Genomic DNA, 17722 nt, shown 5'->3' on the forward strand with positions numbered 1-17722 from the left:
GCCGACTCTTCTAAATGAGTCGGCTTTCTTTGATTTAAACGACTAAACGGATCCAATTTCCTGCTGGATCCTGGGTTTCCATATAATCTCCGCGATCCTCCACTTTTGCTCCCAATTGATGAAGGCGTTCAGCAACTTCTGCTTGCTTCGCCTCATCTGCCATCACCAATGTGTAATAATGCAGGCCTGCGGTCTTTTCAGGAAGCGCCGGAATTCCAACGCCGTTCCATACGTTCACGCCGATATGGTGGTGATATTTTTGGTCTCCTAAGAACATCGCTTGCGCTCCCATTGAAGTCAGCACTTCAAATCCCAGTCCATCGACGTAGAATTTTTGTGTCTCTGCCATATTCGAAATATGGAGGTGGATGTGCCCCATGACCGTATCCGCTGGCATGCCCATCCATGCTTCCCCTGAATCGGCGGCTGCTTGCACGACGCCTTGGGCATCTAAAGGATCCACTGCCATTTTGACCTCTTTTCCGTCCCAGTCCCATTGTTCCGGTTCACGGTCCCGGTAAATTTCAATCCCATTGCCTTCCGGATCCGATAAATACAACGCTTCACTTACCAAGTGATCCGATGAACCGAGGCGAATTCCGTTATTGTGGAGATGGATCAAAATTTTCCCCAACTCTTTTCGGCTTGGCAAAAGAATCGCGAAATGATATAAACCGGCGTAGCGGCCCGTTTTCGGTTCCACTCCTTCAAAAGTTTCCAAATTCAATAAAGTTTTTCCTTGTACGCCTAATGCTGCCTTCGCATCGCTTTTAGAAAGCAATTCAAAACCGATTGTTTCTGTATAAAATTGGACCATTCCTTCCAGATCCATTACTTTTAATCCGACTTCGCCCACGTAAGTGACCGGCTTTTGATGAAAGTTCATGCACTATCCCTCTTTCTTTAGTTACTTTATGTAACCAATTATATAAATGGAACAAATATATGTCAAGTAACTTAATTCTTTTGCTCCACAGAGTAAATATGCTATGATAAAATAAAGGAGTGATTGATATGGATACTGCTATTATTTGTCCACGGTTTGAAAGTGCGATTTCTCTTTTAAGCCAACGCTGGACCGGCTTGATCATTTATCAACTTTTATCAGGGCCTCAACGATTCAGCCATTTAACGGATGTGATCGGCATTAGCGGCCGCCTCCTATCCGAACGCTTAAAAAATTTAGAAGCACAAGGAATTGTGACGCGCACTGTCTATCCGGAAACGCCAGTACGGATTGAATATGAGTTGACTGAAAAAGGATTTTCATTAAAACCGGTCATGGATGAAATCCAAAACTGGTCTCAAGTCTGGATCGACCCTATTGAGACTAAATAAAACAGCTTATCCTTTCAGCGGATAAGCTGTTTTATTTTTGTTCGTTTCTTCTTATTTTCCTGCCACACTGATGGCATTCTTTTTTTCACGGGCAAAAGAGTAGCTTCCGTCAAACCGTTCCATTGTCTGGTCATGGATCCAATAAGTGACCGGGAAAATTTTATCCAGGAAATAGCGGTCATGGGAGACCGATATAAGGGTCCCCGGAAACTCGGCAAGGGCTTCTTCCATCACTTCTTTTGCTTCCAAGTCCAAATGATTGGTCGGTTCATCCAAAATCAATAGATTGTGGTTCATATGCATCAGCTGCGCCAATCTCAGGCGCATTCTTTCTCCACCGCTCAGTTGGCGAACTGGCTGAAAGACCATATTGCCAAAGAATAGAAACTTTGCCAGCATCGGACGCGCATCGTATTCAGAAACGGCAATAGCATCCCGGAACTCTTCGATTACTGTCCGATTGTTGTCCATTTCAAGCGTATGCTGGGAAAGGTAGCCGATCGATACACCGCTGCCAAGTTTAATTTCTCCTGCATCCGGTTCGCCTTTTCCAAGAATCATATTCAACAGCGTAGATTTCCCCGTGCCGTTCGAGCCGACAATCGCCACTCGTTCACCAAAACGGATATGCATGTTGACGTCTTGGAACAGCGTTCTTTCTCCAAACTCTTTCCAGACCTCTTCAACGCGCACCACATCTTTGCCGCTTCGCTCGGCCATCTGAAAACCAAGCGCCATCTGCTTTTTCGCGAGCACTGGCCGGTCAAGCAATTCGATGCGGGCAATTGCCTTTTCTATGCTCTTCGCTTGCCTGTGCATGCCGGCATTCGGCGGATTCGCGCGATTTGCCCATTCTTTCAACCGCTTCACCGTATCTTTCATTTTTTTGATCTTTTTCTGCTGGTCCTGATATTGCTGAAACTCGATCAATAATCGGGCTTCCCGCTCTTTGACGTAGGCCGAATAATTTCCTTTGTATTGAATGAGGTCTCCCTGATCCAATTCCCAAATGTGGGTGACGGCTTCATCCAGGAAATAGCGGTCATGCGACACGAGTACAATGGTGCCTTTGTAGTGGCTAATAAATGCACCGAGCCATTCAATCGCTTCTAAGTCCAGATGGTTCGTCGGTTCATCGAGAAGCAAAAGGTCCGGCTCTTGCAGCAGTAATTTTGCCAAACCGACTTTCGTCCGTTCGCCTCCGCTTAAATGGCCCCAAGCTTCAAATTTCAAAGCTTTGATCTTCAATCCATTCAACACTTGGTCAATGCGAGCTTCAATTTCATATCCTCCGCGTTGGATAAAATCCTCTTGAACTGTGCCGTAGCGGGCAAGCAAATGCTCCATTTCTTCCGGGTCAGCCGTGGCCATTTGCATTTCCATCGCTTCCAGTGTTCCCTGAATTCGGACAAGGTCAGAAAAAGCCGTCTTTAATAGGTCTGCAACCGTCCAATCATCCGGCTCCTCCGGTGACTGTTTTAACAATCCAATCCGGCAGCCTTTCTTCCAAGTGACTGAGCCTTCCGACGGCTGCAATTCTCCCGCCAATATATTTAACAGGGAGGTCTTCCCTTCCCCATTGCGTCCAACCAATCCGATTCGTTGGCCTTCCGCTATATCTCCTTTAATCTGATTAAATAATTTTTGATTCGCAAAATGGCACATGATTTGTTGAAATTGGCTAATAATCATCGTTCTCTCCCTTTCGTTCCGAGAGACGCGCGCATCATAAAAAGGCATGCGAAGACGCATGCCTTTTTACAAAATCCGTTTGCAGGCAGATGTCTCTCACTGGTTTATTTCACTCGATGCAGTTGTCTGAAAAAAGACAGACTTATCCCGTACAGCTGCTAAAGTGAAAGTAACGCCATGCAGAATATAGAGATATTCTTGACATTCTGTCATGCGCTTACCAGTTTGATTCATCATACCCACCTCCTTCGTTCATTTCTTTTATCATAAGGGAAACGCAAAAATCCGTCAATAAAAAGTCAGAATCTTTATATTTTATTCGAAAATAAAAGGGTTTTTGGGCATAAATGCGAATTAGATAGGGAAAAGATTTTTAAGAACAAGTTGAGAGGAAGGCGGTGGAGACTTTGTCAATGTATTCGAGAATGGCTTTTGAAAACGACACAAAAAAAGTCGAAAAAGCATTGAAGAAGTACGAGGATAAAAAGAACGAAGCGCTCGTTTTGCTCGCTGAAATTGATATGTTCGAAAAAATGGATGATGTGAAGGATGCCGAACTGTGGAGAAGGCAGTCGCTGAAAGAAAAGCTGGTGACGGTCGAACGCCAGCGAAAAGAATTAAAAACCTTAATCACCTCCTATATTGATAAGCATGGCGACCAGGATTTGCAGCGCTATGCTGAATTATTGGCGGAACTGGAAAAAGACAAGCCGAAGTATTCGTAGCAAAAAGAGCGGATGGACCAAGTTACCGGCCTATCCGCTCTTTTGTTCGTTCCTTTTTGCTGCTTAGAGATTTCAGAATATCGCCTGTCCATCCGCGTTTTCGCAGGTACCAATACATGAAGAGTGTAGAGCCAATAATTAGTAGGATGGACGCTAAATAACTGTACTTCCATTTGAGCTCCGGCATATGGTCGAAATTCATCCCCCATAAAGCGCCAAACGCCATAACCGGTGTAAATAAAGTGGTCAGCACCGTCAGCGTTTTCATAATTTCATTTCCTCTGTAATTGGCGACAACATTCTCCATATCCACCATGTTGTTGATCTCGTCTTTATACGAATTGATAAGCATTTGGCAGCGGTCAATCCGCATAGATGTCCGGTTGAATTCGGCTCCCTCCATTACTTCCTTTCCGAACGTTTCAGGAATGGCCATTTTGATCTCCCGGAACCCGAGAATTAAATTTTTCCACAGCAAAATGCGGTGCCTCAGCGTTTCAATTTTGTTCAACGTGTCGCGGTCGTTCTTTTCCCGGATCTCCCATAGCAGATTGCGCAATTGCTCTTCGAATACATCGATTTTATGTAGGATGGAGCTAACCATATGCCCTAAAATGATCATCATCAGCTCAACGGCAGATGCGGCGGATTCCATCTGCTCAAGCAGCGGCTCTTTCCTTAAATCTTCGTCTGATTCAAAATCCAATTTGCTGGTCAGCAGAAAATCGTTGGACAAGAAAAAATGAAAAGCCTGGATGTCATGCTTTTTCTCAGCATTTTGGCGGTAAATAAGCGATCCCCATATGACCTCGGATCCCGGAACCGCCGTTTCCATATGCAAAATGTTGACCGTTAAGTTTTGGGAATCCTGGATCCAGCTTCGCATTTTATGGCTATTCGGCAAATGCTGTTGAAATTCTTCGTCCGTAATATTTCTTTCCTCTTTCCAAATGGCATGTTTGAAATGATATTGAGGCACTCAAACCCCTCCTTGGCATTTTCACTATATGAAAAAACAAGCCAGTTTCGGCTTGTTCAATCTTTTTCGCTCGTATGGTCTCTGTATTTTTCATTTGAATTTTCTTCGTATTCCAAGTCTCGGTCAGGCATCGGGTCTAGGGTTTTTTCATCTGGCATATTTCGGCGCGGTTCCACTTCCGGAAGCAATTCTTCCCCTTCATGGTCTTGCTTATCCTTTTTCATAACCATCCCTCCCTACTCCTGTAAATACCCCTTCCGTTGCTTTCTAATCCTCAATTAAGCGGGACAAATCCTGTCTCTTCTACTAGCTTTTGCCCCTCAGCTGACAGAATCCATTCCAGAAATGGCTCGACATTCGGATTTTCGCTGCCGGCAGTCACCGCATAAAATTCCGAAGCTAGCGGATAGTCGCCTGAGCGGATATTTTCGCGGCTTGGTTCAATGCCATCAATCGACAACAGCTTGATTTTATCGTTTTTGACCATTTCCGTGGAATAAAACCGGAACGTATAGCCCAGCGCGTTTTTATAGTTCCGATAGCTGGCCACTTCTTCAATAACGCCGCCCATCCCGCCCGTCAGGTCTTCCGTCTCAGGTTTTTCAATTTTCGCATCTCCCATAAATTTGATGAACATGGTTTGGCTGCCGCTGTCTTCCGGACGCTGGAACGGCCTGATTTCATGGTTCTTCCCGCCGACTTCTTTCCAACTTTCAATCTCCCCGGAATAGATGCCGCGAATCTCTTCAGTCGACAAATCATTTATTTTATTGCGGGAATTCACGAAGAACACGAAAGCTTCACGTCCAATCGGCGTTAACTTCAGCTCCACACCCGCTTCTTGCGCTTCCTGCAGCTGGCCGCTTGAAGGTTCTGCAGCGAAAATAATATCGGCATTCCCTTTAATGAGGCGGCTATAAGCAGAAGGAGTGGTCGTCGTATCAACCGGCCCCCGGTAAGGCTCATACACCCCTTCTGGATAAGTCGCTTCAGCGAATGCGGCAAATAACGGATAAAGCGCCGTTGCACCGTCTAGAATCGGAAGTTCGCCTTCAATGGCAAACGAAGCTTTGCTGTCCAGCCTAGCCAGTTTCTCATTTCCTTGAAACGGTTCATAAACAAAAAGGTCCACTTCCGAATCGTTGACTTTCGCAAAGCTTTCTTTGTAGTAATAAGGGGCCGCAAACCCGATCCCTACAAGCATACATATCGCTATCCAGATCGCCGTTTTCTTGCCGTTGCGGCGTTCTAAGATATAGATAAGCAGTATCATCATCGAAACAAGGACCGCTCCTAAAGTTACGAGCAGCCCCTCTTCTGCGGTATTAAAGACGTATAAGCCGCCAAAAACAAAAACCGCCAACATGCCGGCAATGCCCAATAAAGTAATCAGTGTTTTTACAAAAGCGTTCATGCAATCTCCTAACATTCTTCGTATTTTGGCTATTGCCCAATCAACGATTCAAACAATTCCTGGTCGTCGGGATAAGCCATATCCAGTTCTGCCAGTCCAGCAATCGGTTTCCAGGCGACTTCCTGAATCCACGGATCGTTTTCATCTACGTGGATCTCACCTCCGATGATTTCCACTCGGAAATAATGCACTTCAAATGAGACAGCGGAATTCTCGTATTCGCCGTTTCTCACTTTCAGTTCTTCCTGGACCATAACCTGGAGTCCGGTTTCTTCAAAAAACTCTCGTTTGCAGCAGCCTTGGAGGCTTTCTCCTGCTTCGAGTCCTGCTGCCGGCACTGACCATCTTTTATCTTCATCAGGCGGCCCTTGGAGAACCAGCAAAACTTCTTGCTTGTCGTTTATACAGACGCCTGCTGCACCTTTCCAGTTCGCCATTTCCATTAAAACTCCTCCAATGCCCTTTTTTCCATTTCTTTCACAAACGATTCTTTGCCCTCGATATACCGTTCGATATCCGTCGGGTATTTCATGGCCAATTCCTTTTTTAAAGTACCATATTTTTCCGCTTCTTGGGGATGTTTTTTCAAATAATCCCGAAATGCTAAGTGGCGATAAATTTCACCGCTGCCGTTTTCGTAGATATGCATATGGTGAGTGCGTAAGTCGCCGCCTTTTTGAAAATACCTTCTGCCTTTCAATCCGTTTTCTCCTTTGCCTTCATAACCCAATAGCTCAAATTTGGGATTGAATCGATCAACCGTTTCAATGTTTTTTACAACCGGCAGCAAATCGATGACAGGTTTAGCCGCCAATCCTCTCACAGCTGTGCTGCCGATATGATGAACCGCTACACACTCCTCTCCCAAAATCCTCTTAATTTCTTCTGCTTCTTGCCGGAACAGCTCTTCCCATTCTTCTTGATAATCGCAAATCTCTACTTTTCGCATCTAAACATCCTCTCGCAGACAGTAAAAAGCGGCTTGCAGGCGCAAGCCGCTCTTCCTTCTTTATTATTGGGCAGCTTTAGACGCTTCCTGATCCAAAGTAATGCCGTGCGTCGCTTCCGGAAGCCCCAGGTCTGCCGAAAATCCATTGGCCCGGTAGAACGCATCAGCCATTGATGAGTCTGTGCGGACCACGATCTCTTTAAAATGGCCCCGCCCATAATTAATGATTTCTTTTAATAGTTCCGTGCCAATGCCTTGTCGCCTCGCACTCGGAGAAATGTAAAAGCGCCGGAGCCTCCCCACACTCTCTTTTGGCGAATACGGATCCCGGTTTAAACCGCCAATGGCAACCAAATGATCATGATGGTCCCATACACCATAGAGCACTTCGCCTTCTTGATTAAACGTATTGGTGCCATCTTCATACTGGCTAACGAGCCTTCTAAGAAAGCGATAGCCTTCGGCTTCACTTTCTTCCACCAGTTTTGAGACATCCACCGATTTCAAATCAGTTATTTGCTTTAAGTTATTCGTCATGTCGCTCCTCCTCATCATGGTTTTGAATTGCCATTTCTTACGGATTCCAACACTTCTTTCACCTTGCTCTTTTAGTGTATAGAAAAAGCGCTGAACAATCCATAAAAGAGTGAATTTTCGAATAGATTAAAAAGAAGCCTTGTATTTACAAGGCTCCTGTCTGCATTTATACCGCGGAAGATTCAATATCCGCTTTTTTGGCTTCCATTTTTTTGACGAGGTAAATGCTTGCTTCATAAAGGATCGCCATCGGAATCAACACCAGCAATTGGCTGATGAAATCCGGTGGAGTAATCAAAGCCGAGACTATGGCCAGCACAAGATAAGACCACCTTCTTACATTTTTCATCGAGGCGGAAGTCAAAATTCCAATGGAAGATAAAAACAATGCCACAATCGGCAATTCAAACAATAATCCCAAAGGTACAGTGGTCATGATCAAGAAATGTACATATTCATTCGCTGAAATCATTACGGCAAAATTGGCCGCTCCAAGACCCACGAGGAATTGATAACTTAACGGATTCAAGATAAAGTAGCCGAATGCTACGCCGAGTATGAATAACAAGAGCATGACCGGTGAATACAAACCGAGAAATTTCGATTCTTCTTCTTTTAATCCCGGTTTTACGAACTGCCAAAGAAAATGGCTTAAAAACGGCAATGACAAACCGAGTGCCAAAGTGACAGAAATCGATGTATAGAATTTAATAATTTCCAGCGGGCCAAGAATTACAAGATCATGCCCTCTCACCACATACGGAAACCAAAAATTCAAAGTGGAAAAGACCAACAGCAGGAAGAACAGAAAAACAAAAGCACTTTTAATTAATTGCTTGCGTAATTCTCCCAGATGGTCCACCAAAGTTTCTACCGGTTCTTCAGAAGGCCCTTTTGGCGGTTCCGTCGGCGGCTCTGCTGCAGTTATTTCTGCAGCAGGGGCCTCTGGAATCTTCTCCGCAGGGATTTCTGGCTGTACCGCTTTTTTATGCAGCGGGCTGATTAATTTGCGTTCGCCATACGGATCCATTTAACCACCTTCAAATTTTTTCGGATTTTGTTTCTTCTTTCACTTCCGGTTTTTCGTCGTCATCCATAATGTCTTTTGCGGAACGTTTAAATTCAGACAGGGTTTTTCCGACTGCCCCACCGATTTCCGGCAATTTTCTCGGTCCAAATAAAATCAGAACAATCACCAAAATAATAATCAATCCTGGAACTCCAATTGATGCTAAGCCGCCCATAAGATGTCTCCTCCTTTTTCTTGCTTAAATAGTCTTTCAATCCGCTTTTCTTTTTAAACTAAGGATCCTCCATTTTTGCTGTAGTTGATGATTCCTTCTGCGCAGCGATAAGCTAGAGCGCCTACGGTTCCGGTCGGGTTGTAACCGCCGTTATGCGCAAAGTTCCCTGCTCCTACTACGAAGAGGTTTTCCATATCCCAATGCTGGAGGTAGTTGTTGACTACGCTCGTTTCAGGCTCTGCTCCCATAATCGTACCGCCGGTGTTATGGGTCGTCTGGTAAGGCACGATGTCGTAATCGGAAATCGGGCTTCCTCCTACTACCGTCTTCGCACCCATTTCCTGCATGATTTCTGCAGCCCGTTCTGATACGTATTTATGCATCGCCCGGTCCTGGTCGGTAAAGTTATACGTCATTTGCAGCAATGGCACGCCATAAATGTCTTTATAGGTGCTGTCTAGAGATAAATAATTGTCACGGTGCGGCATGGAAGCACCCTGCCCGCCAATCGATAAAGATTTCAAGTAGTTTTCTATGGAAGCTTTCTTAAAATCGGCTCCCCATGACGGCGTATCCGGCGGAATAGGGTTGGTCAAAATTGGACGATTCCCGGTTTGGGTAATCGACAAACTCGCTCCATGGATAAAGTCCAAATCGCTATGGTCAAAGTTGTCGCCATTAAAATCATCAATGGTCATTCCTAACGCGCCAGCGCCCATGAAGACATTCATCTTCTCATCAAAGAAGCCGGATGCTCCTGGAAGGATTTGATAGCCATAGTTTTTGCCCAGCGTTCCTCTTCCAGTTTCCGGATCGTACATTTCGCCGATTTCTGATACCATGAGAAGTTTTGCATTGTTCAGCATGTAACTGGTCAATACCACCACTTCTGCCGGCTGGATAAATTCTTCGAAAGTAACGGTGTCAAAATAACGGACTCCTGTTACCCGGTCTCCCTCTTTCATGATTTCCACTACATTTGAATTAAATTTAATTTCATAATTCCCTGTATCTTTTGCCGTTGGGACAACCGTAATTTCCGGTGAAGTTTTCGCTCCGTACTCACAGCCGAAACGTTCACAGAAACCGCAGTATTGGCAAGCATTGATTTGCTGGCCATCCGGATTTTCATAAGCTTCAGATAAGTTTGCGGACGGCATCATAAACGGCGAATAGCCGAGATTAGTTGTTGCTGACTCAAACTTTTTCAATATCGGCGTCTTTTTCATTGGCGGAGTCGGGTAATCGCTTGAGCGTTTGCCAGCGAATGGATTTTTGTCTTCTCCGGAGATGCCTGCGGTCTTTTCAAAACGGTCAAAATAAGGCTCTAACTCATCATAAGTTATGCCCCAGTCTTGAATTGTGTATTCAGGAGGAAGTTTATTGGCTCCATATTTCTCATCTGTCATTGTTTTAATTTGGAAATCATACGGCAGAAACCGCCAGTTTTGGCCATTCCAGTGCGTACCAGATCCTCCAAGGCCTTCTCCGAGCAAAAATGAACCCATTTGGCGCATAGGTAAGGCTTTTTGGTCCCGTCTATTGCGGAACGTAATCGTTTCTTTCGACAAATCCTGCATCAATTCATAACGGACCGCATAGCGGTATTCGTCATGGACAATCGCGAAATCTTCCGTTCCGCGTTCTCGCCCACGTTCGAGGCCCACGACTTTCAGTCCTTCTTTTGCACATTCAGCAGCAACAATGCCGCCCGTCCAGCCTACTCCGACTGTTACGACGTCCACTTTATCCAAAGTTGTGACCATTGAGATTCCCCCTCCTTGTTAATGCTGCATACCGAGAGATTTCGGTTCGATTTCTACATATTCTTCGCTTTCAATTTGATTAATATAGGAAGCCTGATGCCCTGGGAAGCCTTTCATTTTCCAGCCTTCCATTCCTTCATTGCCTGAATAGATTGGATCTGCATAGGCTCCTTCAAGCGTCGCCATGCGCAGTAATTTAAAGAAAAACAAAGCCGAAACACCTTTCATTTCGATTTCATCTTCCTGGAACGCTGTTAAAATTTCATCCATCTGCTCTCCTTCAAGCTCTACGAAATCCGTTTCGAAGCGGCTTTGCGCTTCCTGCTGCATTAATTGTAACCCTTGGCGGAACATTTCATTTCGCTTCAGACGGCTCTGGTAGCCTTGCGTAGTTTGGCCTTCTTCAAACGGCCCTTGCATATATTCTTTTGAATTTTCGCCGTAGGCTCCTGCCAATTGCTTATCGATAAAATAAGGCACCCCGAGTCCAATGGCTCCTGGTCCAAGATCGTCTTCGGGAAAAATACGTTCTGTTGCATTTGCTAAAATTTGGAATTCAGCATCATTTTTAAAGAATATTAATCCCCTGACTCCGCCGGCTGACCCTTCCCCGTGCTGTTCCCCACTTGGGGCTGGCGCATTGGAGGAAGCGTTGTTGTTGTTTGAATTCGCGCCAATAAGACCGCCGATAATTCCACCGCCGATAAGAGCTCCTGTCGCAATTCCTGAAGTCTTCAGAAAGTCGCGCCTTGAATAATTTTTAGTTTCTTTTGCCATTTTCCTTGCCCCCTTTTCATAAATTAAAAATAATGAATATTTTCGTATAATACCCTTTTGAAAAAAAAATACACGCATTGTGAGAAAAAAGTTTTAAATTTTTTAGAAAGAAACAGACTAAGCGGCTCTAATGCTGGCTTCCGCTCTTTTATTTTCCATAAAAAAAGGCCAAGGGGATGGTCACCTCGGCTTTGTAGCATGTACTATATTAGTTTAAGATTTTGATGTTGATCGATTTGCGTCCCCAGTCCAAAGCTCCGCTTTGAGTCGGGATGAAAACGTCGATTTTGTTTCCTTTGATTGCGCCGCCAGTATCGCCGGCAATTGCTTCTCCGTATCCTTCAACCCAAACTTTTGAACCAAGCGGTATGACAGTTGGATCTACGGCAATGACTTTTTGGTTCGGATTTGAACGAAGATCGATTCCTGTTGCAGTTACGCCAGAGCATCCTGCACAATAAGCTGTATAAGCTGTTGCTGAAACCGTCATTTCTTTACCAGATTGCTCTGATGCTGCAGGTGCTGCTGTTTTAGCAGGAGCTGCTTGAGATGCCGTTTTTGCCGGCGCTACTTCTTGAGGTGCTTTCGGCACAGAAATTGGAGATCCGCCGCTGACTACTAATTTGTCGCCAGGATAAATCCAATGTCCTGTAATTCCGTTCCAGCTCATTAGCGTATCAAGTGAAATACCATGGGCTTGTGCAATTTTGAATAGGGTGTCGCCACTTGCTACAGTGTATGTAGACTTTTCTTGTGACACTTCAACCTTTTCTGCTGATGCAACTTCAAGCTGCTGTTTCGGGTAAATGATGTCGGATGATAATTCGTTCCATCCCTTTAATTGTTCTACTGTAACGTTCTGCGCTTGTGAAATGCTCCACAGCGTGTCACCGGATTCTACTGTATAAGATGATTGAGCGCTAGCTTGGCTGGCTGCTCCTACACTTAATGCTGCAATTGCAGTTAGTGTAATGATTTGCTTCTTCATAAAATGAATTTCCTCCTTTTCACTAACAGGAGTCATCATACCACCCACAGATTTCAAGACAATGACAAACCGATAGATATAAAATAACAATTACGTTACGTCATCTTCTTCTATATTACAATCTGTAATAAATCTGATTTCGCCAATGAAATAAGGATTTTATTTACATTTTTATGTTTTCGTTGAAAAAACCGGCATTTTCAGCACAAAAAAACGGAAGCTGCTCTGAGCCTCCGTTTTTTCTTATTTGAATACGCTTGTACTGTGAAGTGGCTGGATTTTCGATTTTGGATCCAAATACGCTTTTGCGTTATTAATCGCTGTTGGCGCTTCACCGAAGCCCACCGCAATCAGCTTCACTTTTCCTTCATACGTCGCGATATCTCCTGCTGCGTAGATTCCTGGAACACTGGTTTCCATTTTTGAATTTACGACCACGGAGTTTTTCTCCATTTCAAGGCCCCATTCTTTGATTGGCCCAAGTGAAGTGATATTGCCATAGTTCACGATGACGTGATCCACTTCAAGGCGTTCTTCGTTTCCTTCTTTGTCAATCAGCACCAATTCACGGACTTGCCCGTTTTCGCCGACCAATTCCTTGACGCCGTAAGGTTTTTTAATCTCAACTTTCGATTCCATCAACGTGTCAATGTTTGCCTCATGTGCAGTCATCTTGTCTCTGCGATGGCTTAAGGTAACATGGGAAGCAACATTTTCAAGCATCATTGCCCAGTCAACAGCCGAGTCTCCTCCGCCAAGGACGACCACTTTCTTGCCGCTGAACATCGTCAAATCTTTTACTCCGTAATGCAAAGACGTACCTTCAAATGCTTCAGAACCTTCAACACCCAATTTACGCGGTTGGAATGCCCCTACTCCAGCAGTCAAAAGAATAGCCTTCGTGTAATGCAGACCTTTATCTGTCTGCATCACAAAATGGTCATCTTGACGTTCAACCGTGGAAACCGTTTCTTCTAAACAAATGGAAGGATCTCCGTAATTTGCTTGGACAACTAGATTGTCTACTAGATCCTTCGCAAGGACTTTCGTAAATCCGCCAACATCATAAATAAATTTATCTGGGTATAATTCAGTCAGCTGTCCGCCCAATTGAGGCAAGCTGTCTAAAATTTTCACTTTCATTTTTCTCATGCCGCCATAAAAAGAAGCAAATAAGCCGGTTGGACCGCCGCCAATGATCGTTATATCAAAAATTTCACGCTCTTCCATTTCAACACTCCTAATCTACTCAATAATTATATCCTATCATATTGTCCCCTATTTCACGCAATCAGACTATTGATTGAAATTGAAAACGTTAAAGTCGGAGAATTTCGTTTATTAACTGCTTTTTAGGCGTTTATTGCGTACACTGGGTGGTAGAGTGTTGGAGAAAGGATGAGGGGCAATGGATTTAGGTTTAACGGATAAAGTAGCGGTAGTCATGGCTTCCAGCAAAGGGCTGGGAAAAGCTGCGGCTTTGGAGTTCGCGCAAGAAGGAGCGATTGTCATCATTTCGAGCCGGCATCGAAAAGAACTGGACATAACATGCCAAGAGATTAAACAGCAAAGCCCAGGTGCTTCCGTGCATGCAAAAGTCTGCGACATGTCAAAAGAGAAGGACATCAGCGCTTTCTTCGACGCCATCCTGAGCGAGTTCGGCAAAATCGATATTCTCGTCAATAATACAGGCGGACCGAAAGCAGGCGGATTCAGCGATGTGACAGATGAGGACTGGTACGCCTCATTCGAACAAAATTTATTATCCTATATCCGCACCACCCGCGCTGTTCTTCCTTCTATGAAAGAGCAGCAATTCGGGCGCATCATCAATATCTCGTCTTCTTCGACGAAAGAAGTGCTGGACGGCTTGATCTTATCCAATACTTTCCGCGCAGGCATGGTGGGATTCGCAAAAACCTTGGCCCGTGAAGTGGCAAGCGACAATATCTTAGTCAACACCATCGGCCCCGGCCGGATAGAGACAGACCGGGTCACCGAACTGGATCAGCTGGAAGCCGACAAACAGCAGCTTCCGCTCGCAGAACTGACGAAACAAAAGGAAGCGGGCCTGCCGATCGGACGCTACGGACAACCGGCAGAATTTGCGAAAGTCGTGGTATTTCTTGCTTCCTCCGCCAATACGTATATGACCGGGCAATCGTTGGTCGTGGAAGGCGGCTTGCTGAAAGCACTTTAAACGGCAAATGATTATACAGCCAACCGAAAAATCGATATACTGGAAAATGAACCAATTAAAAAGGAGATGTTTTTAATGGCTAAAAAAGGTCACATCCACATGGAAAACGGCGAAATCATCAATTTCGAACTTTTCCCAAATGAAGCACCAAACACTGTAGCAAACTTCGAGCAGCTTGCAAACTCAGGTTTCTATAATGACGTAACATTCCACCGCGTAATTCCTGGCTTCGTAAGCCAAGGCGGCGACCCAACCGGCACGGGTGCTGGCGGCAGCGGCAAAACAATCAAATGCGAAACTGAAGGCAACTCGCATAAGCATGAAGCAGGCAGCCTTTCGATGGCTCATGCCGGCAAAGACACTGGATCTAGCCAGTTCTTTATCGTCCATGAACCACAGGCGCATCTTGACGGCGTCCACACAGTCTTCGGAAAAGTTGACGAAGCTGGCGTGAAAATCGCACGCGCAATGAAAAACGGCGACAAAATGACGAAAGTCCACGTATTCGACGAAGAATAAGAGTGCGAATGGCCCGGCTTGAATAATCAAGCCGGGCTTTTTTATGATTTTTTCTAGATACGCACAGTTATCCCGCAAATACGTATAGAAGCCAGCCGAGAATACGCCCCAATGCTGACAAAATACGCTTCTAACCGAAAAACTCCATAAAAAAACACGCACAAGGCGTGTTTTCTATAATACTTTGCTTAAGAATGATTTTGTCCGCTCATGCTGCGGATTGCCAAATAATTCACTTGGCACATTTTCTTCAACGATATAGCCGCCGTCGATAAACATGACACGGTCGCCCACTTCACGTGCGAACCCCATTTCATGCGTTACAACGACCATCGTCATCCCTTCTACCGCCAATTGCTTCATAACGTCCAACACATCCCCGACCATTTCCGGATCGAGTGCAGAAGTCGGCTCATCGAAAAGCATGATTTTCGGATCCATTGCCAGCGCCCGGGCGATCGCCACCCGCTGTTTCTGTCCGCCGGATAGTTGGCCTGGATAGACATTCGCCTTTTCACGCAAACCGACTTTGTCCAATAGCTCATACGCTTTTTCCGTAATTGCTTTTTTATCATTCTTCTTTAATTTCATCGGTGCCAATGTGACGTTTTCCAATACACTTTTATGCGGAAACAAATTAAATTGCTGGAACACCATTCCCACATCCTGGCGAATTTTGTTGATATCATTTTTCGGTTCGGTGATATCCACGCCTTCAATATACACATGGCCCCCGGTAATATCTTCTAAACGGTTCAAGCACCGGAGAAACGTACTTTTTCCTGATCCAGACGGACCGATTACACATACCACTTCTTTTTCTTCGATCACCGTGCTGATATCCTTCAAAACTTCCAGCTTGCCGAATGATTTTTTTAAGTTCTCTACTCTGATCATTGTCATCGCAATACAAACTTCCTTTCCACAAAACTAGCCAGCAATGAAAGCAAGTAAATGACCACAAAATAAATGACGCCGACAATCAAATACACATTAAACGCATCAAATGTGGCACTGGCTTGAATCCGTCCTTCTTGCGTCAAATCCGCAATTCCGATGACCGACAAGAGCGACGTATCTTTCAAAGAAATGATGGCTTGGTTCGTAATGGTTGGCAGCATTCGTCTAAATGCCTGCGGCAAAACGATAAAGCGCATGTTTTGCGTAGCATTTAATCCGAGCGAACGCGCCGCTTCCGTCTGCCCTTTATCAATTGACTGGATGCCCGCTCGAATAATTTCCGAGAAATAGGCTCCGGCATTGATGGCTACGGTTACAATCCCCGCAGTCGTATTGTCCATTGAGAAAATCTGGAGGGAATTCAATCCAAAATAAATGAAGAACAACTGAACGATGAACGGCGTTCCCCGAATGGCATCAACGAAGATTTTTGCGATCCAGTTCAAGATTTTAATCGGGGCGAGCCTTAATAATGCGACAAGCAAACCGATTAAGAACCCAAGAATAATAGCAATTACAAAGATATAAAGCGTGACTTGCAAGCCTTCCATTAAATAGGGAAAGGCATTTTTAATCGTATCCATCAACACATCTCCTTTGTAAGAAAAGCGCAAGCGCCCATCCAGCCTCAAAAAGCTTAAGGTTTCGAGGACCGGGCGCTAGAGTCTAGACACCGAATGCGCAAATCATTTTTCTATGCTGTACAAAAAATGCAGCGCACAATTGCGCGCTGCAATCCATTCTTATTCTGCGATGTACTTGCCAAGAATTTCATCGTATTCTCCGCTGTCGCGCAATTCTTGAAGACCTGCATTGATTTGTTCCAACACATCGGCGTTTTCGCCTTTTAATACAGCGATTCCGTATTGGTCACCATTTAGGCGTTCTCCAACCGTTTTCAAGTCTAATCCACTTTCAGAAATCGCATAGGCGATAACCGGATAATCCTCGATTAAAACATCAGCATTGCCATTTGAAACTTCCTGGAACATTGACGGGCTGTCTTCAAACTGGGAAACCGTGAAGCCGTATTCGCCTTCGTTTGCTCTCGCAAATTCCGCTCCAGTCGTTCCGCTTTTAACTGCTACTGTTTTGCCTTGTAGATCTTCTAACGTTTCAATTTCCGTATTGTCTGAAGAAACGACCAAAGTTAGCCCTGCATCAAAATATGGATCTGAGAAATCCACCACATTTTTACGTTCATCTGTAATACTCATCCCCGCGATTGCAATATCCAATTGGCCTGCTTGCAATGCCGGAATAATGCCGCTGAAATCCATTGGGCTGAATTCGATCTCAAAACCTTGGTTTTCGGCAATCGCTGTAATCAAATCGATGTCGATTCCAGTGTATTCGCCGTCTTCTTCAAACTCAAATGGTGGGTATGTAGTATCGATACCAACTGTATACTTTGCACCTTCGCTTCCGCCGTCTCCCGACGAACTGCCTGAGTTATCAGCTGCGTCGTCTGAACCGCAGGCCGCAATAATTAGCATGACTGCCATAAGAAGCATGAATAAACTGATCTTTTTCAATTCATTTCCCCCTTAATATAAATGAGATTCATCTCTTCAACAATATATCATAATTTTCAGCAAATCAGAACCTTCAAAATAAAAAAAAGACAACCAATT

At 44.7% G+C, this 17722-nt stretch carries 22 protein-coding genes; 4 read left to right on the forward strand and 18 right to left on the reverse strand.

Annotation, left to right across the window (positions count from 1 at the left end; all coding sequences use genetic code 11):
* Positions 1-34: 34 nt before the first annotated feature.
* Entirely contained in the window at positions 35-886 is an 852-nt protein-coding gene (locus tag BN1080_RS15115; RefSeq protein WP_052653375.1) for a VOC family protein, read from the reverse strand.
* Positions 887-1014: 128 nt separating this feature from the next.
* On the opposite strand from BN1080_RS15115, the gene BN1080_RS15120 reads away from it, so the two are divergent.
* Positions 1015-1338, forward strand: a complete 324-nt coding sequence (locus BN1080_RS15120) for a winged helix-turn-helix transcriptional regulator (protein ID WP_052653377.1) — start codon at positions 1015-1017, stop codon at positions 1336-1338.
* A gap of 51 nt (positions 1339-1389) precedes the next feature.
* Here BN1080_RS15120 and abc-f read toward each other — a convergent pair whose 3' ends face one another.
* Positions 1390-3030 (reverse strand): ribosomal protection-like ABC-F family protein, encoded by a 1641-nt coding sequence (gene abc-f, locus BN1080_RS15125; RefSeq protein ID WP_052653379.1) that lies wholly within the window; start codon positions 3028-3030, stop codon positions 1390-1392.
* 96 nt (positions 3031-3126) lie between these two features.
* Positions 3127-3264 (reverse strand): hypothetical protein, encoded by a 138-nt coding sequence (locus tag BN1080_RS17280; protein ID WP_199876632.1) that lies wholly within the window; start codon positions 3262-3264, stop codon positions 3127-3129.
* A gap of 179 nt (positions 3265-3443) precedes the next feature.
* Here BN1080_RS17280 and BN1080_RS15130 point away from each other — a divergent pair, with 179 nt between their 5' ends.
* Positions 3444-3755: a hypothetical protein gene (locus tag BN1080_RS15130; protein ID WP_234398978.1), complete on the forward strand. Its 312-nt coding sequence runs from the start codon at positions 3444-3446 to the stop codon at positions 3753-3755.
* A gap of 22 nt (positions 3756-3777) precedes the next feature.
* Here the strand turns inward: BN1080_RS15130 and BN1080_RS15135 are convergent, their stop codons facing one another.
* The 12 genes from BN1080_RS15135 to BN1080_RS15185 form a co-directional block, all read right to left on the reverse strand.
* The gene (locus BN1080_RS15135) at positions 3778-4734 is read right to left on the reverse strand and encodes a magnesium transporter CorA family protein (protein WP_052653383.1); all 957 of its coding nucleotides are present in this window, start codon (positions 4732-4734) and stop codon (positions 3778-3780) included.
* A gap of 56 nt (positions 4735-4790) precedes the next feature.
* Positions 4791-4958 carry a hypothetical protein gene (locus BN1080_RS17285; RefSeq protein WP_199876633.1) on the reverse strand — a complete coding sequence of 56 codons (168 nt, stop codon included), beginning with the start codon at positions 4956-4958 and terminating at the stop codon, positions 4791-4793.
* Positions 4959-5008: 50 nt separating this feature from the next.
* Entirely contained in the window at positions 5009-6148 is a 1140-nt protein-coding gene (locus tag BN1080_RS15140) for a PstS family phosphate ABC transporter substrate-binding protein (protein ID WP_110925666.1), read from the reverse strand.
* Between the two features lie 29 nt (positions 6149-6177).
* Positions 6178-6591: an NUDIX hydrolase gene (locus BN1080_RS15145; protein WP_052653389.1), complete on the reverse strand. Its 414-nt coding sequence runs from the start codon at positions 6589-6591 to the stop codon at positions 6178-6180.
* Positions 6591-7097 carry a GrpB family protein gene (locus BN1080_RS15150; protein WP_052653390.1) on the reverse strand — a complete coding sequence of 169 codons (507 nt, stop codon included), beginning with the start codon at positions 7095-7097 and terminating at the stop codon, positions 6591-6593. The genes BN1080_RS15145 and BN1080_RS15150 overlap by 1 nt, the downstream gene beginning before the upstream one ends.
* 63 nt (positions 7098-7160) lie before the next feature.
* Positions 7161-7634 carry a GNAT family N-acetyltransferase gene (locus BN1080_RS15155; protein ID WP_052653392.1) on the reverse strand — a complete coding sequence of 158 codons (474 nt, stop codon included), beginning with the start codon at positions 7632-7634 and terminating at the stop codon, positions 7161-7163.
* Positions 7635-7800: 166 nt separating this feature from the next.
* The gene (tatC, locus tag BN1080_RS15160) at positions 7801-8664 is read right to left on the reverse strand and encodes a twin-arginine translocase subunit TatC (RefSeq protein WP_052653394.1); all 864 of its coding nucleotides are present in this window, start codon (positions 8662-8664) and stop codon (positions 7801-7803) included.
* A gap of 10 nt (positions 8665-8674) precedes the next feature.
* A complete protein-coding gene (gene tatA / locus BN1080_RS15165) occupies positions 8675-8878 on the reverse strand; it encodes a twin-arginine translocase TatA/TatE family subunit (RefSeq protein WP_052653396.1) in 204 nt (67 codons plus the stop codon).
* Between the two features lie 53 nt (positions 8879-8931).
* Positions 8932-10644 (reverse strand): GMC family oxidoreductase, encoded by a 1713-nt coding sequence (locus BN1080_RS15170; RefSeq protein ID WP_052653398.1) that lies wholly within the window; start codon positions 10642-10644, stop codon positions 8932-8934.
* 18 nt (positions 10645-10662) lie between these two features.
* Positions 10663-11421, reverse strand: a complete 759-nt coding sequence (locus BN1080_RS15175) for a gluconate 2-dehydrogenase subunit 3 family protein (protein ID WP_052653400.1) — start codon at positions 11419-11421, stop codon at positions 10663-10665.
* 208 nt (positions 11422-11629) lie between these two features.
* Positions 11630-12409 (reverse strand): 3D domain-containing protein, encoded by a 780-nt coding sequence (locus tag BN1080_RS15180; protein ID WP_052653402.1) that lies wholly within the window; start codon positions 12407-12409, stop codon positions 11630-11632.
* Between the two features lie 243 nt (positions 12410-12652).
* Positions 12653-13639 (reverse strand): NAD(P)/FAD-dependent oxidoreductase, encoded by a 987-nt coding sequence (locus BN1080_RS15185; protein ID WP_052653404.1) that lies wholly within the window; start codon positions 13637-13639, stop codon positions 12653-12655.
* A gap of 178 nt (positions 13640-13817) precedes the next feature.
* Here BN1080_RS15185 and BN1080_RS15190 point away from each other — a divergent pair, with 178 nt between their 5' ends.
* Both BN1080_RS15190 and BN1080_RS15195 read left to right on the forward strand, forming a co-directional pair.
* A complete protein-coding gene (locus BN1080_RS15190; RefSeq protein ID WP_052653406.1) occupies positions 13818-14609 on the forward strand; it encodes an SDR family oxidoreductase in 792 nt (263 codons plus the stop codon).
* Between the two features lie 75 nt (positions 14610-14684).
* A complete protein-coding gene (locus BN1080_RS15195) occupies positions 14685-15128 on the forward strand; it encodes a peptidylprolyl isomerase (RefSeq protein WP_052653408.1) in 444 nt (147 codons plus the stop codon).
* Between the two features lie 174 nt (positions 15129-15302).
* Here BN1080_RS15195 and BN1080_RS15200 read toward each other — a convergent pair whose 3' ends face one another.
* The 3 genes from BN1080_RS15200 to BN1080_RS15210 all read right to left on the reverse strand — a co-directional run bounded on the left by BN1080_RS15200 (position 15303) and on the right by BN1080_RS15210 (position 17623).
* Positions 15303-16031: an amino acid ABC transporter ATP-binding protein gene (locus tag BN1080_RS15200; protein WP_052653410.1), complete on the reverse strand. Its 729-nt coding sequence runs from the start codon at positions 16029-16031 to the stop codon at positions 15303-15305.
* On the reverse strand, positions 16028-16672 hold the full coding sequence (locus tag BN1080_RS15205; protein ID WP_052653411.1) for an amino acid ABC transporter permease: 645 nt from the start codon (positions 16670-16672) through the stop codon (positions 16028-16030). Before BN1080_RS15205 ends, BN1080_RS15200 begins: the two co-directional genes overlap by 4 nt.
* Positions 16673-16831: 159 nt before the next feature.
* Positions 16832-17623 carry a transporter substrate-binding domain-containing protein gene (locus BN1080_RS15210; protein WP_052653412.1) on the reverse strand — a complete coding sequence of 264 codons (792 nt, stop codon included), beginning with the start codon at positions 17621-17623 and terminating at the stop codon, positions 16832-16834.
* Between the last annotated feature and the right edge of the window lie 99 nt (positions 17624-17722).

This window comes from Planococcus massiliensis (assembly GCF_000821325.1).
GTDB lineage: Bacteria > Bacillota > Bacilli > Bacillales_A > Planococcaceae > Planococcus > Planococcus ruber.

Excerpts from the sequence above, each read along its gene's own strand:
- BN1080_RS17280 (WP_199876632.1), bottom strand. The coding sequence starts at position 3,264 with ATGAATCAAACTGGTAAGCGCATGACAGAATGTCAAGAATATCTCTAT.
- BN1080_RS15155 (WP_052653392.1), bottom strand. The coding sequence starts at position 7,634 with ATGACGAATAACTTAAAGCAAATAACTGATTTGAAATCGGTGGATGTC.
- abc-f (WP_052653379.1), bottom strand. The coding sequence starts at position 3,030 with ATGATTATTAGCCAATTTCAACAAATCATGTGCCATTTTGCGAATCAA.
- tatA (WP_052653396.1), bottom strand. The coding sequence starts at position 8,878 with ATGGGCGGCTTAGCATCAATTGGAGTTCCAGGATTGATTATTATTTTG.
- BN1080_RS15150 (WP_052653390.1), bottom strand. The coding sequence starts at position 7,097 with ATGCGAAAAGTAGAGATTTGCGATTATCAAGAAGAATGGGAAGAGCTG.
- BN1080_RS15180 (WP_052653402.1), bottom strand. The coding sequence starts at position 12,409 with ATGAAGAAGCAAATCATTACACTAACTGCAATTGCAGCATTAAGTGTA.
- BN1080_RS15120 (WP_052653377.1), top strand. The coding sequence starts at position 1,015 with ATGGATACTGCTATTATTTGTCCACGGTTTGAAAGTGCGATTTCTCTT.
- BN1080_RS15145 (WP_052653389.1), bottom strand. The coding sequence starts at position 6,591 with ATGGAAATGGCGAACTGGAAAGGTGCAGCAGGCGTCTGTATAAACGAC.
- BN1080_RS15130 (WP_234398978.1), top strand. The coding sequence starts at position 3,444 with ATGTATTCGAGAATGGCTTTTGAAAACGACACAAAAAAAGTCGAAAAA.
- tatC (WP_052653394.1), bottom strand. The coding sequence starts at position 8,664 with ATGGATCCGTATGGCGAACGCAAATTAATCAGCCCGCTGCATAAAAAA.
- BN1080_RS15190 (WP_052653406.1), top strand. The coding sequence starts at position 13,818 with ATGGATTTAGGTTTAACGGATAAAGTAGCGGTAGTCATGGCTTCCAGC.
- BN1080_RS15115 (WP_052653375.1), bottom strand. The coding sequence starts at position 886 with ATGAACTTTCATCAAAAGCCGGTCACTTACGTGGGCGAAGTCGGATTA.
- BN1080_RS15200 (WP_052653410.1), bottom strand. The coding sequence starts at position 16,031 with ATGACAATGATCAGAGTAGAGAACTTAAAAAAATCATTCGGCAAGCTG.
- BN1080_RS15175 (WP_052653400.1), bottom strand. The coding sequence starts at position 11,421 with ATGGCAAAAGAAACTAAAAATTATTCAAGGCGCGACTTTCTGAAGACT.
- BN1080_RS15185 (WP_052653404.1), bottom strand. The coding sequence starts at position 13,639 with ATGGAAGAGCGTGAAATTTTTGATATAACGATCATTGGCGGCGGTCCA.
- BN1080_RS15170 (WP_052653398.1), bottom strand. The coding sequence starts at position 10,644 with ATGGTCACAACTTTGGATAAAGTGGACGTCGTAACAGTCGGAGTAGGC.
- BN1080_RS15195 (WP_052653408.1), top strand. The coding sequence starts at position 14,685 with ATGGCTAAAAAAGGTCACATCCACATGGAAAACGGCGAAATCATCAAT.
- BN1080_RS17285 (WP_199876633.1), bottom strand. The coding sequence starts at position 4,958 with ATGAAAAAGGATAAGCAAGACCATGAAGGGGAAGAATTGCTTCCGGAA.
- BN1080_RS15140 (WP_110925666.1), bottom strand. The coding sequence starts at position 6,148 with ATGAACGCTTTTGTAAAAACACTGATTACTTTATTGGGCATTGCCGGC.
- BN1080_RS15205 (WP_052653411.1), bottom strand. The coding sequence starts at position 16,672 with ATGGATACGATTAAAAATGCCTTTCCCTATTTAATGGAAGGCTTGCAA.